Origin of the sequence: Pantoea allii (assembly GCF_002307475.1) — a bacterium.
Classification (GTDB): Bacteria; Pseudomonadota; Gammaproteobacteria; order Enterobacterales; family Enterobacteriaceae; genus Pantoea; species Pantoea allii.
In genome coordinates this window covers 516,865-529,039 of sequence record NZ_NTMH01000040.1, presented here as the reverse complement: position 1 = coordinate 529,039, position 12,175 = coordinate 516,865, and the positions used below count along the sequence as shown (strand labels likewise).

Here is a 12,175-nt window from a genome sequence, read left to right as displayed (position 1 = left end):
CTCCTGGTCGTTGAGGATTATCGCAATGCAATGCCGTCAGCAACCCAGTGCTGGGGCGCAACCTGCCGATAACGGGGTTTAGTGACCGTTTCACCCACCTTTCGCAACGGCGAAGGGATTTCGCTGTCATCGAAAATACGGGGCTGACGGTTCTCGGGGTCCGCTACCGGCACGGAGGCCAGCAGACGTTGGGTATAAGGATGTTGCGGCTGATTAAATACCGACTGGCGCGGCCCAAGCTCCACAATCTGGCCGAGGTACATCACCGCCACGCGATTGGCAATACGCTCAACGACCGCCATATCGTGAGAAATGAAAATCCATGCCACGCCGGTTTGCTGCTGGAGGTCCATCATCAGATTGACCACCTGTGCCTGAATCGAGACATCAAGGGCCGATACCGCTTCATCAGCAATAATCACTTTCGGTTTCAGCGCCATCGCGCGGGCAATGGCGATACGCTGGCGCTGGCCGCCAGAAAATTCGTGCGGATAACGACGCGCGTGCTCGGGCAACAGGCCGACACTTTTCAGCAACGCATCGATTTGTGAAGAAGCCTGCTCCAGCGAGGACACCATGCCATGTAACAGCAACGGCTCGGCAATGGTGAACCCCACGGTCAGGCGCGGATTCAGTGAGGCATAAGGGTCCTGAAACACCATCTGAATTTCACGGCGGAGCGGCTGGAAGGCCGCCTCTTTCAGGTGCGAAATTTCCTTTCCTTCGAAGTGAATGCTTTCGGCATCACTGTTGATCAGGCGCATCAGCGCACGCCCGGTGGTCGATTTGCCGCAGCCGCTTTCACCCACGATCGCCAGGGTTTCACCCGGCCACAGGCTGAAATCAATCTGCTCAACCGCATGCACATGATGTGTATGGGTCGAGAAAATGCCGCTGCGAATGGGATAGTAGACTTTCAACCCGCGCACATCCAACAGCGGCGCACTGTCGTAGCGAGCGGTATGCTGCTCGTCTTGTGCCGCATGCTGGGCACCGAGCAGGGGAAAGCGTTGCGGCCACGCATAGTCGCGCATATCGCCCAGTTTCGGCACGGCCGCCAGCAGCGCTTTGGTGTACGCGTGCTGCGGGGCGGCAAAAATCTCTGATACGGTGCCCTGCTCGACCACTTCGCCCCGCAGCATGACTACGACGCGATCCGCGATTTCAGCCACAACGCCCATATCATGGGTGATAAACAGAACGGCCATCTGCTTCTCGCGTTGCAAATCACGCAGAATATGCAGAATGCGCGCCTGCACGGTAACATCCAGCGCCGTAGTGGGTTCATCGGCAATAAGAAGTTGCGGATCACATGCCAGTGCCTGCGCAATCATCACTCGCTGGCGCATACCGCCGGAGAGCGCGTGCGGATAGCTCTTCATCACACGATCCACATCGGCGATACGCACCTGTTGAAGCAATTCACGCACGCGCGCATGGGCCTGTTTCTTGTCGTACTGTTGATGATCGCGTAAGGCTTCAGTGAGTTGATCATCGATGCGCAGCACCGGATTCAGCGAGGTCATTGGCTCCTGAAAGATCATCGCCATTTCACGACCACGCAACGTGCGGCGCTGAGCATCATCCAGTGTTTCTAACGCATGCACTTTCCCGCCGCGATCGCGAAACTGCATACTGCCGCGATCGATACGGCCGCTGTTCGCCAGCAAGCCCATCACGGCGAGCGAAGTGACTGATTTACCGGAGCCGCTCTCACCCACTACGGCGACAATTTCTCCCGGATTAATGGCGAAAGTGATGCCTTTCAGTGCCTGGTTCTCACCACTGCGCCCACGAAATGATACGCTGAGATCCCGAATGTCAAGCACCGGTGCTGAACAGGCGGCATCTGCAACTGGGGAAGTGTGTCGTGTGTCCGTCATGGTAGCCTCGTCGCGTTATAGCCAGATACGGCCTTCGGAGTAGTTCAAAAAGGGAGAGCTGTCGGCGGCAAGCCAAATAGGCCCATCTAAGTCGACGTGCTCTGCGTTGACCGCCACGGGCAATGCGGCTTCCATCGCCAGTGATGAGCCCAGCATGCAGCCGACCATAATGCGCATATTCTGCTTTTGCGCTTCATCGACCATCGCCAGCGCTTCCGTCAGGCCACCGCACTTATCCAGTTTGATGTTGATCATCTCGTAACGATTACGCAGTCCGGCAATATCCTCCCGCGTATGGCAACTTTCATCAGCACAGACGGGAATCGGATGATGGAAACGTTGCAGGTCATGATCCTGACCGGCGGGAAGCGGTTGCTCGACCATCGCGATGTTGTAAGCCTGAAGCGCCAGCAGCAGGCTTTCCAAATCCATACCTGACCAGGCTTCGTTGGCATCGATAATGAGCGTGGCGCGCGGTGCCGCAGCGCGAATTGCCGCCACTTTTTCCAGCACCGCATCACGGCCGAGTTTAATTTTGAGCAGGATGGCACCACGAGATACGGCATCCGCCGCCGCCAGCGCCATATTTCCCTGGGTATCGAGGCTGAGGGTTTCCGCCGTGACCACCGACGATGGCTGAGAACAGGCACTGATTTGCCACAGCGTTTGACTGGCGCGTGCGGCATCCAGGCGCCACAGCGCACAATCCAGCACGTTGCGCGCGGAACCGGCGGGTAAACGGTGTTGCAGATCGTGGCGGCTCAAGCCTGCTTCAACGTCAGCGCGTACCGCTTCAAGCTCGGCCTGAACGCTGTCTGGCGTCTCATCGTAGCGCGCCGTCGGCGTACATTCGCCTTGCCCAATGAAGCCGTTTTGCTCAAGCGTGACACGGATAACCGTTACGCTGGTACGCACACCGCGCGAGATAGCAAAGGGCCGCGCCAGCGGCAGCGCTACCACGTCAATCTGCAACTGTCTCATCTCAACCACGCTCCTGCAGCAGCGCGGCGATCTCGTCAATACCAAAACGCACCGGGTCCGTTGCCGGTAAACCAAACTCGGCGCTGATTTCGGCGCAATAGGCACGCGCTTCTTTTTCAGGGTAATTAGAGGTGTTAATGGCAAAGCCAGCCAGCTGGACAGACTCACTGGTCACCTGCGCGGCACGCAGATTGGCTTCAACGCACGCTTTCAGGCTGACCATGGGCTGATGGGGCAAATGGCGCATATGGGGGCGACCCATTTCATGACACATGACCAGCCAGTGCGGTTGTGCACCGTGCATGAGTCCCATACTGACGCCCGCATAAGAGGGATGGAACAGCGAACCCTGGCCTTCAACGATGTCCCAGTGGTCATCATCATTAGCCGGGGACAGCGCTTCCGCCGCACCGGCAATAAAATCAGCGATAACCGCATCCACCGCAATCCCTTCGCCCGCAACCAGAATGCCGGTCTGCCCCGTAGCGCGAAAATCTGCTTTCATTCCGCGCTCGCGCATCGCCGCTTCCAGCGCCAGTGAGGTGTACATTTTGCCCACTGAACAGTCCGTCCCCACCGTGAGTATCCGTTTACCCGTGCGCTTCTTACCGCTCCCCACATTGAGCTTCGGACGCATATGACGTAAGTCAAAAAGCTCCACACCAAACGTCTTTGCAAGCGTTACCAGTTCAGGTTCGTCCACCAGACGATGATGTAATCCACTGGCAACGTTCATGCCCGCTTCGATGGCACTTTTAACCGTCGCCAGCCAGTGTTCTGGCAGATAACCTCCTGCGTTGGCGGTACCCAGCACCAGGGTTTTTGCGCCGCGCGCTTTGGCGCGGGGGATGTCGAGCTCATCCAGACCCAGGCTGACAGTGCAGCCCGGCAGTTTAATTTCGCCAACGCACTGTTCCGGCCGCCAGATATGAATACCGCGCGCCGTTTTCGCCGCGAGTGGATCGGTAACATCACCAAGAAAAAGTAAATAAGGTTGTGGGATTAGCATGAGATTTCTCGTTTCAGACAAAGGTAAGGTTCTGAAACCACTATTTCATGCGTTTTGAAAGGTGACGAATGCTTGTTTAGTAGCAGGGTATAACGGCAGGCTATAGTCAGATAAAAAAGTGATGGTAACTCTGTTATTTCAACGTATCAGGATATAATTCGTTCCCAATAAAGGGCGAGCTATAGGAAAATCATCAGCCAGACCTGTGCGAAACACTCGCTATGTTCATCACCAAAGTGTCGTCCAAAAATGTTTTAGGTATTTCATCTTATTGAGGACTTAACCGAGGCAAAGAGGTTAAGCCTGATATACAGACAGGCTAAATCATGGTGAAAGCGAGGGTCTTTTTTCAACCCTGTAAGAGATTCTCTGCGATGATGTCTGCTTTGTGCCAGGAGCAAACGTTGCTGACCCAAGAATGTACTAATCTGCGGAGAGCAAGCCAGAGTGTATAGCAATGGAGTGAAACTTATGAGAATTGTTGAGATATTGCAGTACAGCCTAAAACCCGGTACCGGTCAGAAGTTTCATCAAGTCATGGTAGAAATAAGTGTTCCTCTGCATCATGAGGCGGGTATCGATGTCGTTGTATTCGGTTGCTCACTGCATGACGAGGATTCGTACTACCTGATTCGGGCATTTGATGACATTGAGCATATGGAGGCATCGCAGGAAGCATTTTACGGGAGTGAGGCTTGGCAGAATGGACCTCGAACAGCAATCATCGAACGGATCAAAACTAGCGTGAAGGCAGTCATAACTTTGCCTGAAACGGTGATTGAAGGACTGAGAAATCAAGTAACGACTGGCTTTTATTAAATACGAGCGAATGGCAAAATCGCGGCAGAAGCGCTACTCAATGTACTGGCTGAAACGCAGAAGATAACCATCCGGATCCTGCACAAGAAACTCTCGCTGGCAGGCAATTTTTTCTCCGATGTTGCAGTGATTATCACAGAAGTAGCCATAATAACACTGGGAGACATCAGAGAATTTAAACGTGAAGATGTCCTCCCCGCGTGCGCATCTTATCATGAAGACGGTTGGTTAGCCTGGGAGATAAAAACCGTCCAGAAAATCGAGAACCCTTTCTCAATCCGGGCAGCCCGGAAGCTTTACGACGTGGATGATTCAATGCTTACTTCCGCTCGCCTGATAAAGATTCGGTAAAACGCCCATATTACCGAATTCCTCCGCTGCGTCGCGGAACGCTACATGTTGTATCTCACTCGGCTGATAATACTACTATATGCCGTGCCGGACGGGGCGTTACACCTTCCCGGAGGGGCGTTGTTCTGCACCCGCGCCGTCCGGCCCATTCGGTAAAACTCCGGCACGGGCGGGTTTCCTCGGATACGATTTACCGCCAGCAAAGTTTTTTTCTCGCTTTTTACAGAATTCACAATCGCAAGTTAGAGTTAAAAATGTCATTTAGATGTCCGCTTAGTGCCAGGAGCGGACATTACTAACATCGCGGTGTGTTAATCAACGGTGAGCAGGTCAGGGGTTGTAAAGAACATCGTGCGTTACGCGAGTTTGGCCGCATATGCCGCAAGTCTTGTCAGTTACAAGGTCCCATTCCCATGATAGGACCTTCTGGTCCCACACCAATAGGCACATAGCATTCCTGTTGCTGGGCGGCTGGCGCGGTGGCTTCTGTGTGGAATCCCTCCGCCCTTGCTGAAGCAGCGTTGTCATAAGCACGTTGAGCTGCGGGGAGTTTTACATTGTAGAGTTTTTCAGAGAGATGCACATACCGGGTTCGCCATGCCGGGTACTTTGCCCAGTCCCCGGTTTTCAAAATCCGCTCGCCTTCAGGCATCATGGCGGCGATATCCTGATCAATCCTAAGCACTTCTCTTGGAAAAGCACCTTCTCCTACGAGTAATTGATCAGCTTTCATATTACCAGCCCAGCCATCAACAAGACCGACAGACCTACCTACGTCGCCAATTCCAACATCGGTAAGCCCTCTGGCACGTGCCTGATCCATGCATTTTGCAAGATTTTCGAAATTATCGCATGTTAACTGAGCTACATGTCCTCTATTTAAAGTACATCCAGTTATCATCAGAAACGTTGAAAGCACAACAATCTTCGATTTCATGTAACATATCCTTAACATGGAGAGTTCAGGAAATGTACTACACATAAATAAGTTTGCAAATTTCAGCTAAACATATGGATACAAAATCATGATTGATGCATTCAGTGATGATTTTAGTCTGGCGTTTTCTCTTTTAGTAGCCCTGGCCTGAAACAATGCGCCATACAGAAACAACAACGCTACTTGCAATTTGAGAATCTGGCTCAGGAATAATCGCCAGTTTTTCATGTAGCGCTATGTAATGTCACCGGAAAGTGCGGCAAAGCTGCTAATTAATAGTTATAGAACGAAGCACGTCTCCTTTTGACTTTCTGACGCAGACATTACCAGATTTGATTTTTCCATATCCGCTTCTTGATTCACACCATGCTAAGGAGATAAGAAAGTCCGCTCCTCGCTCATAGCGGACCTTCATCTCAGTCAGCCTGTCCGCTTTGTGCCAGAAGCGGACGTCAGTGTCCATGTTGGATAGTCGTTACCATCTCGCAGAATCTCACCGATTTTCGGGCTCCTTTAACATGTCCTTAATTTTATTGTGTCTGACCATCCAGAGGATGTTTGGCTTCAGGCACCAAAGAGTGTCAAATGCTGGCCCGGATACCATGAAAAACGTCGGTGGAAAGTCTTTTAAGCACTTCTCGCAGCGAGTCCACAAATGCGACAGAAGCGGGTGACAGGCTGGCATTTTTGAGGCGCAGAATGCAAATACTTTCCAGAGAAAGAGGTTGAAAAGTGGGCAGGCAGATAAGCTGAGAATGATGTTCTTCATTAAAGATAAATGAACCTGGCAATATACCGAGAATATCTCTTCTTTTTAATAACCCTAGCGTATTAAAGAAAGATGCAGTCTCAACAGCAGGTAACGGAGCCCTGAGGTTTTTTCGATAAAATAGATCATCAAACTGTTTACGTAGAGACGTTTCAGGCGGGGGAAGTATCCATGACTGCAACCTGAAATCCTCAAGGCTAATATTTCTCTTTGAGACCAAAGAATGGTTAGGACGCGCCACAACCAACGCCTTTTCATTAAATAAAACGTCCTTATGAAGCAGGCTATGAACGCTGACATCGGTCTGCCTGCCCAATATAAAATCAAGCTCACCTGAAATAAGGCGTGACAATATCTCACTATTAACACCTTCTACAATTTTAACCTGAATTGAGGGGTTCAGGGACAATAAATAGTCAACAGCAGCTGGCACCAGATAGCTTGAGCTGGTCTGCATCACTCCTATAGCAATATGTCCGTGATTACCCTTACCCAGTAACTCAATAGTTTCAGACATGCTTTCAATCTGGGCGAGCACTATTTTACCACGCTCAGCGAAAGCACGACCTAATTCCGTTGCGGTAACACCTCTGCGGTTGCGGTTAAAAAGCGGAGACCCTATAGCCTGTTCAAGTTCATTTAGCAATTTGCTTGCTGTGGGTTGCGAGATGTTGAGCGCACTCGCGGCATGCAGAATGCTACCGAATTCTACTAGCGCGACAGCTAAGCGAAAATGCTTAACTGTCGCCCAACTCTGCCTGTTTTTCATTTTCATCAGATATTCCATTTTCGCATACCACAGTAAATATAATTTTCATTTACGAAATTTATAAAAATTTATAGAATCGATTTTTCCTGCATTGATTCAGTTTAACAAAATCTTGAGCCACTAACGTATTTGCAGGAATCTGAATGTTTACATGAACTCCCGGAGAAAGAGAATAATCAAATTTTATGACTGAAAAAAAAGAGCTTAGCGATATTCATTTTAACAGTTGGGTTGACCGCCTCCTTCCCGCCGGGTGGAGGCCTTATGCACGCCTCGCCAGACTTGATCGCCCGGTTGGCACATGGCTGACTTTACTTCCCTGCATTGCTGCACTTGTTCAAGCCTCGCACGGCGTGCCCGATATAATTCGTCTTGGTATATTTTCTCTTGGGGCATTGATTATGCGAAGCGCTGGCTCAACAGCCAATGACATCGCCGACAGAAATTTTGATGCTCATGTTGAGCGTACACGTTTTCGGCCTTTAGCGAGTGGAGAACTGAAAGTAAAACAGGCTCTGGCATTCCTGTTTTTTGAGTTGATACTGGCAGCCTCACTTCTCATATTTTTAAATCCTCTTTCGCGCTGGCTTGCTGTTGGATTAGTACCTGTGGTTTTGATATATCCCCTATGTAAAAGATTTACATACTGGCCACAGGCTCCACTCGGCATGGCCTTTAACTGGGGGATGCTTATGGCCTGGTCAGACACAAATGGGATTGTGCCTGCTGGAGCAATTGCTATGTGGCTCGGTGCCGTCTGCTGGCAGGTTGGTTATGACTCTATTTATGCTTATGCCGACATTGCAGACGATGCTAAACTTAAACTAAAATCTACGGCATTATTATTTTCAGATAAAGGTCGCCAATGGATCGGTTCTTTTTATGCTGCCACGATAGCGCTGTGGAGTTTTGGCGGAATGCATCTTCATATGTCCACAGCTTACTTCATCGTAATTTTCCTGATAACTTTACACTTTTCCTGGCAAATAAAAACATTCAGCATCCATCAGCCAAATCAAAGCTTGAATTTATTCAGAGCGAATGTTTTAGTGGGGGTGTTATTGCTTCTTGCAGCTATATTCGGTAGCTTTTGATAAGTTAAAAAACTTTTCATATTCAGTTCCGTCTGTGAAGTGTCATGGTTTAACAGCGAGAAGACGATAAAAACTTTACACTGCATAAGCCATAAATTCAGGATCGTTATATTACGTTGGCTGCACTACCGACGCTCATAATCTTGACTGATTTATATCGCAGGAAAAAGAACGCGATTCAAAAATTGAGAAATCTGAGAAAACATTAGATCCGCGCAGCATAGTGGATTACCGCCGTTAAACAAGAGTCGTGCAATAGTCTCTTTTACGGGCTATCAGTCAGCCATTTCTGAAGAAGACGTAGTGTAGATTTCTTCATACTATTCCTGTGCCAGACCAGATAGCAGGTATGGTTGCCGCAGTCCAGCTGGCCGTTTTCCATCTCAATCAGGATAGGTATTTTGACGGCAGTCGCAGTTTTTCTATTACGAAAGAAACAGCCCTGGCATTGACTAAGTCCGCTTGTCGCTCACAGCGGACATCTTCCATTTAAACAAACAAGCATTTAAGCAAGTTCAAGACTGGATATTACGTGTTTCAGCTCAGCAACTTTGTCACCCCGGATAGGTAATAGTGGACGCGGAAGGCAGTTTTCGTCAGCCAGTCCAAGAATACTGGCCGCAGCTGAGATAATTCTAAAACCACCTCCTTGCTGATGAAAAAGCTCCCAGAGTGGGCTGAGGCGTTTGTGATTTTCCCGAATTGCAGCGTGGTCTCCCGCCGCTGCCGCATCTGTTATTTTCTTTGCCACATCAGGGAAAAGACCACCAAATACAGAATACCAGACCTCACAGCCAGCTATAAGACCGTTGGCAGCAGAGCCGTCACCACTGATACCGATTGTCACTTCAGCAGGCAGTTTGCTGCGCAGGTTTCTGACCATGGAAACTGCAGCTTCCCTGTCTGAAGGAACGGGCGGAATTTTAATCGAATGTACAGCTGGCAGCGTTGCAATTTTACAGAGCAGGTCATCTGAAAAGCTAAAATGGGTTTTTCCGGGATTGTCATAGACACAGAGGGGGACGGTGATTTGACGGGCTACCATTTCAAAGAGTTCGTATACTTCGTCTTCGTGCAGTGCCTGGTAAGAAAGCGGAGGCAGTAGCAGAGAACTTGCACCAGCTTTCTGTGCATCATCAGCCAGCCGCAGCACTTCATCTGCGCTGACTGCTCCAACACACACCATTACCGGAATATTGTCTGCATTATCTACAGCCAGTCGTGCTATTCGCTCACGTTGTTCACGAGTCATATAGGCGTAACTGCCCGTCGATCCGAGTACGCCAAGAGAATCGACTTTCGCATCTGTCAGTCTTCTCAGTATTCTCAGAAAGCTTTTCTCATCAGGAGAGCCTGATATAAATGGAGTGAGTGGAAATGCACTTAGACCTTTAAACATGATTTTTCCTCTTTAATCTGGCTTGTAGACGGATTGCCCTGCTCCCCGTTGATTCACTCATATGCTGTTAGCAATGTCCGCTCCTCGCTCATAGCAGATATCACCTACCCACCGTCCGCTTCGTGCCAGAAGCAAACATAAAAAGTCAAAAAGCCCCCCTCTTCCACTCTGCCCTTATCTAAACAGTCTGGCTGCTGCTTTTAACGTCGCCTGTCGCCTCTTTTCAATAAAAGGCGCGGCCTGCTCCTGGGCGTTTTTTAACTGTTCTTTAGATGCGGTACGGGGTGAGCCGCAGGTAAAGGGAGGTTCGGGGTCATATTCCAAATGCAGTTGAATAGTCTGAGCAATATTGCTTCCGTGAATTTCTGACACAACGTTGAGCGCAAAATCGATACCTGATGTTACGCCTGCGCCGGTGATACGATTACGGTCACGAACTACGCGCTCATTGACCGGCTCCGCACCTAACAACGCGAGTTGATCCAGAGAAGCCCAGTGCGACGTTGCTTTATATCCATTCAGAAGCCCTGCTGCGCCCAGAACCAGCGACCCAGTGCAGACAGACGTCACCAGCCTGGCGTGTTCACTTTGGGAACGGATAAATGAAAGGACGTCGTCATCGTCCATCAGGTTTATCTGTCCTGGCCCACCGGGAACACAAATTACATCCAGTTGTGGACAGGTTTTAAATGTGGTCGTTGGCTGTATAGCCATCCCACGATCGGACACGACAAGATCCCGGTTTTTCCAGATGAGATGAACCTGTGTGTTAGGTGCCCTGGCAAAAACTTCATACGGGCCAGTAAGATCAAGCTGAGTAAGCGCCGGAAACAGGAGCAGCCCGATGGATGTGCAGACAGAATCACTCATAGAAAATCCTTCTATCTTAAAAAGATATAATGGCTTTTCCTTTAATAAAGACAACCCTTTGCTTAAAAAACAGACGCGCGCCGAATTCATGTCATGCTCAACTCAGCGGTATTATGCTGGCGTTAAACGATGTCTTGCTGGCCTGACATCATGACGGCGACGACGGTCAATCATCAGCCTGCTGGCCGCAGGCTGTTCATGATCGCTCTCCGCGTCGTAGCCGTCTCAATGCCGCGTTCGTCAGGCGCAACGTCATCCGAAACATGACAAGATTTATCCGCTCGTTTTTTCACGCTTAGCCATTGGTAATAACGAGCCGCCCTGTCACATGGCCCTGCGCGCTGAGTTCGTGCGCAGCCGAAACCTCCTCAAGCGTGAAGGTTCGCTCCACCGGCAACGTGAACGCACCCGCGACAAACAACTTTGCGGCACGCTCCAGGGCTGGTGTGGCGTTACTGTCCTCAAACAACGTTCTCACCCCATACTTGGGCGCCTGGAGGTCGGAGATTGAGACAACGCTTGACGGCGTACCGGTGATCGCCACCAAATCAGGTATGACACCGGAGCCGGCGATGTCGACGGCCGCCTGTACACCGCCCATAGCTAGCGCGGCAACCCGTTCGGGAAGTCCGGGGCCGTAGGTCGTCGGAATCGCTCCCAACGATCGCAGATAGGGGTGCTTCGCCGCGCTAGCCGTGCCAATGGTATGTATGCCCGCTGCCCTGGCCAGTTGAATGACCGCAGAGCCCACCCCACCGGCGGCACCGCTGACTAAAGCGTTTCACCGGCTTTCAACGCTAACGCCTCAATGATTCGGGTGGCCGTCTCGACAGCCACCGGAAACGCCGCCGCCTCTTCAAACGAAAGGGTTGCAGGCTTGTGTGCCCATTCATAAAGGATCGCATATTCGGCCATTGTCGCATGGCCTCTGCCAAAGACCGGATCGCCGACTGAAACGCCGGTCACCTCTTTCCCCACAGCGTCGACAACGCCCGCCGCGTCGTAACCCACGCCAGCCGGAAGCTCAAGCGGCATCATCTCGCGCATATATCCCGCGCGAAGTTTCCAGTCGATCGGATTGATGCCAGCCGCTTTGACTGCGATGCGTATCTGGCCAGGGCCGGGTTCAGGTAGATCGATATCTTCTACCTTCAGGACCTCTGGGCCGCCATATTCATAAAAACGGACTGCTTTCATTTGATAACTCCTTACCCTGTGATGAGAGGCCCCATCTTCCACTGAACCATAAATGGCGTATAGTGCTTAAAAACAAAACAGTTTGTCTCAAATATGG

9 protein-coding genes and 2 pseudogenes are annotated in these 12,175 nt (G+C 50.7%); 2 read left to right on the top strand and 9 right to left on the bottom strand.

What is annotated here, in order from left to right; genetic code table 11:
• Positions 1-17: 17 nt before the first annotated feature.
• From CMR03_RS19625 to dgcN, 3 genes are read right to left on the bottom strand one after another with little or no spacing between them, the layout of a single operon-like run.
• On the bottom strand, positions 18-1,883 hold the full coding sequence (locus CMR03_RS19625; protein ID WP_096012401.1) for an ABC transporter ATP-binding protein: 1,866 nt from the start codon (positions 1,881-1,883) through the stop codon (positions 18-20).
• Between the two features lie 15 nt (positions 1,884-1,898).
• Positions 1,899-2,864 carry an N-acetyl-D-Glu racemase DgcA gene (dgcA, locus tag CMR03_RS19620; protein WP_096012400.1) on the bottom strand — a complete coding sequence of 322 codons (966 nt, stop codon included), beginning with the start codon at positions 2,862-2,864 and terminating at the stop codon, positions 1,899-1,901.
• Between the two features lies 1 nt (position 2,865).
• A complete protein-coding gene (gene dgcN / locus CMR03_RS19615) occupies positions 2,866-3,873 on the bottom strand; it encodes an N-acetyltransferase DgcN (RefSeq protein ID WP_096012399.1) in 1,008 nt (335 codons plus the stop codon).
• A 471-nt stretch (positions 3,874-4,344) separates the two neighbouring features.
• Between dgcN and CMR03_RS19610 the strand changes: the two genes are divergently transcribed.
• Positions 4,345-4,692, top strand: coding sequence for an NIPSNAP family protein (locus CMR03_RS19610; RefSeq protein ID WP_096012398.1), 348 nt, complete (start codon positions 4,345-4,347; stop codon positions 4,690-4,692).
• 33 nt (positions 4,693-4,725) lie between these two features.
• On the opposite strand, the pseudogene CMR03_RS25675 reads toward CMR03_RS19610, so the two are convergent.
• From CMR03_RS25675 to CMR03_RS19595, 3 genes and pseudogenes are all read right to left on the bottom strand, one after another.
• Positions 4,726-4,827: pseudogene (locus CMR03_RS25675) on the bottom strand (VOC family protein); the annotation flags it as partial.
• 607 nt (positions 4,828-5,434) lie between these two features.
• On the bottom strand, positions 5,435-5,980 hold the full coding sequence (locus CMR03_RS19600; protein ID WP_096012396.1) for a hypothetical protein: 546 nt from the start codon (positions 5,978-5,980) through the stop codon (positions 5,435-5,437).
• A gap of 581 nt (positions 5,981-6,561) precedes the next feature.
• A complete protein-coding gene (locus tag CMR03_RS19595) occupies positions 6,562-7,524 on the bottom strand; it encodes a LysR family transcriptional regulator (RefSeq protein WP_167385762.1) in 963 nt (320 codons plus the stop codon).
• A 179-nt stretch (positions 7,525-7,703) separates the two neighbouring features.
• Here CMR03_RS19595 and ubiA point away from each other — a divergent pair, with 179 nt between their 5' ends.
• The gene (gene ubiA / locus CMR03_RS19590) at positions 7,704-8,612 is read left to right on the top strand and encodes a 4-hydroxybenzoate octaprenyltransferase (RefSeq protein WP_096012394.1); all 909 of its coding nucleotides are present in this window, start codon (positions 7,704-7,706) and stop codon (positions 8,610-8,612) included.
• A gap of 505 nt (positions 8,613-9,117) precedes the next feature.
• Here ubiA and CMR03_RS19585 read toward each other — a convergent pair.
• The 3 genes and pseudogenes from CMR03_RS19585 to CMR03_RS25935 form a co-directional block, all read right to left on the bottom strand.
• On the bottom strand, positions 9,118-10,011 hold the full coding sequence (locus CMR03_RS19585) for a dihydrodipicolinate synthase family protein (RefSeq protein WP_096012393.1): 894 nt from the start codon (positions 10,009-10,011) through the stop codon (positions 9,118-9,120).
• A gap of 174 nt (positions 10,012-10,185) precedes the next feature.
• Positions 10,186-10,881: a DJ-1/PfpI family protein gene (locus CMR03_RS19580; RefSeq protein ID WP_096012392.1), complete on the bottom strand. Its 696-nt coding sequence runs from the start codon at positions 10,879-10,881 to the stop codon at positions 10,186-10,188.
• A 295-nt stretch (positions 10,882-11,176) separates the two neighbouring features.
• A pseudogene (locus CMR03_RS25935) lies at positions 11,177-12,078 on the bottom strand (NADP-dependent oxidoreductase).
• Positions 12,079-12,175: the final 97 nt, after the last annotated feature.

What these genes read in the sequence shown, in the direction of transcription:
- dgcN (WP_096012399.1), bottom strand. Translation starts at nt 3,873, where the DNA reads ATGCTAATCCCACAACCTTATTTACTTTTTCTTGGTGATGTTACCGAT.
- CMR03_RS19600 (WP_096012396.1), bottom strand. Translation starts at nt 5,980, where the DNA reads ATGAAATCGAAGATTGTTGTGCTTTCAACGTTTCTGATGATAACTGGA.
- dgcA (WP_096012400.1), bottom strand. Translation starts at nt 2,864, where the DNA reads ATGAGACAGTTGCAGATTGACGTGGTAGCGCTGCCGCTGGCGCGGCCC.
- CMR03_RS19595 (WP_167385762.1), bottom strand. Translation starts at nt 7,524, where the DNA reads ATGAAAATGAAAAACAGGCAGAGTTGGGCGACAGTTAAGCATTTTCGC.
- CMR03_RS19580 (WP_096012392.1), bottom strand. Translation starts at nt 10,881, where the DNA reads ATGAGTGATTCTGTCTGCACATCCATCGGGCTGCTCCTGTTTCCGGCG.
- CMR03_RS19585 (WP_096012393.1), bottom strand. Translation starts at nt 10,011, where the DNA reads ATGTTTAAAGGTCTAAGTGCATTTCCACTCACTCCATTTATATCAGGC.
- CMR03_RS19610 (WP_096012398.1), top strand. Translation starts at nt 4,345, where the DNA reads ATGAGAATTGTTGAGATATTGCAGTACAGCCTAAAACCCGGTACCGGT.
- ubiA (WP_096012394.1), top strand. Translation starts at nt 7,704, where the DNA reads ATGACTGAAAAAAAAGAGCTTAGCGATATTCATTTTAACAGTTGGGTT.
- CMR03_RS19625 (WP_096012401.1), bottom strand. Translation starts at nt 1,883, where the DNA reads ATGACGGACACACGACACACTTCCCCAGTTGCAGATGCCGCCTGTTCA.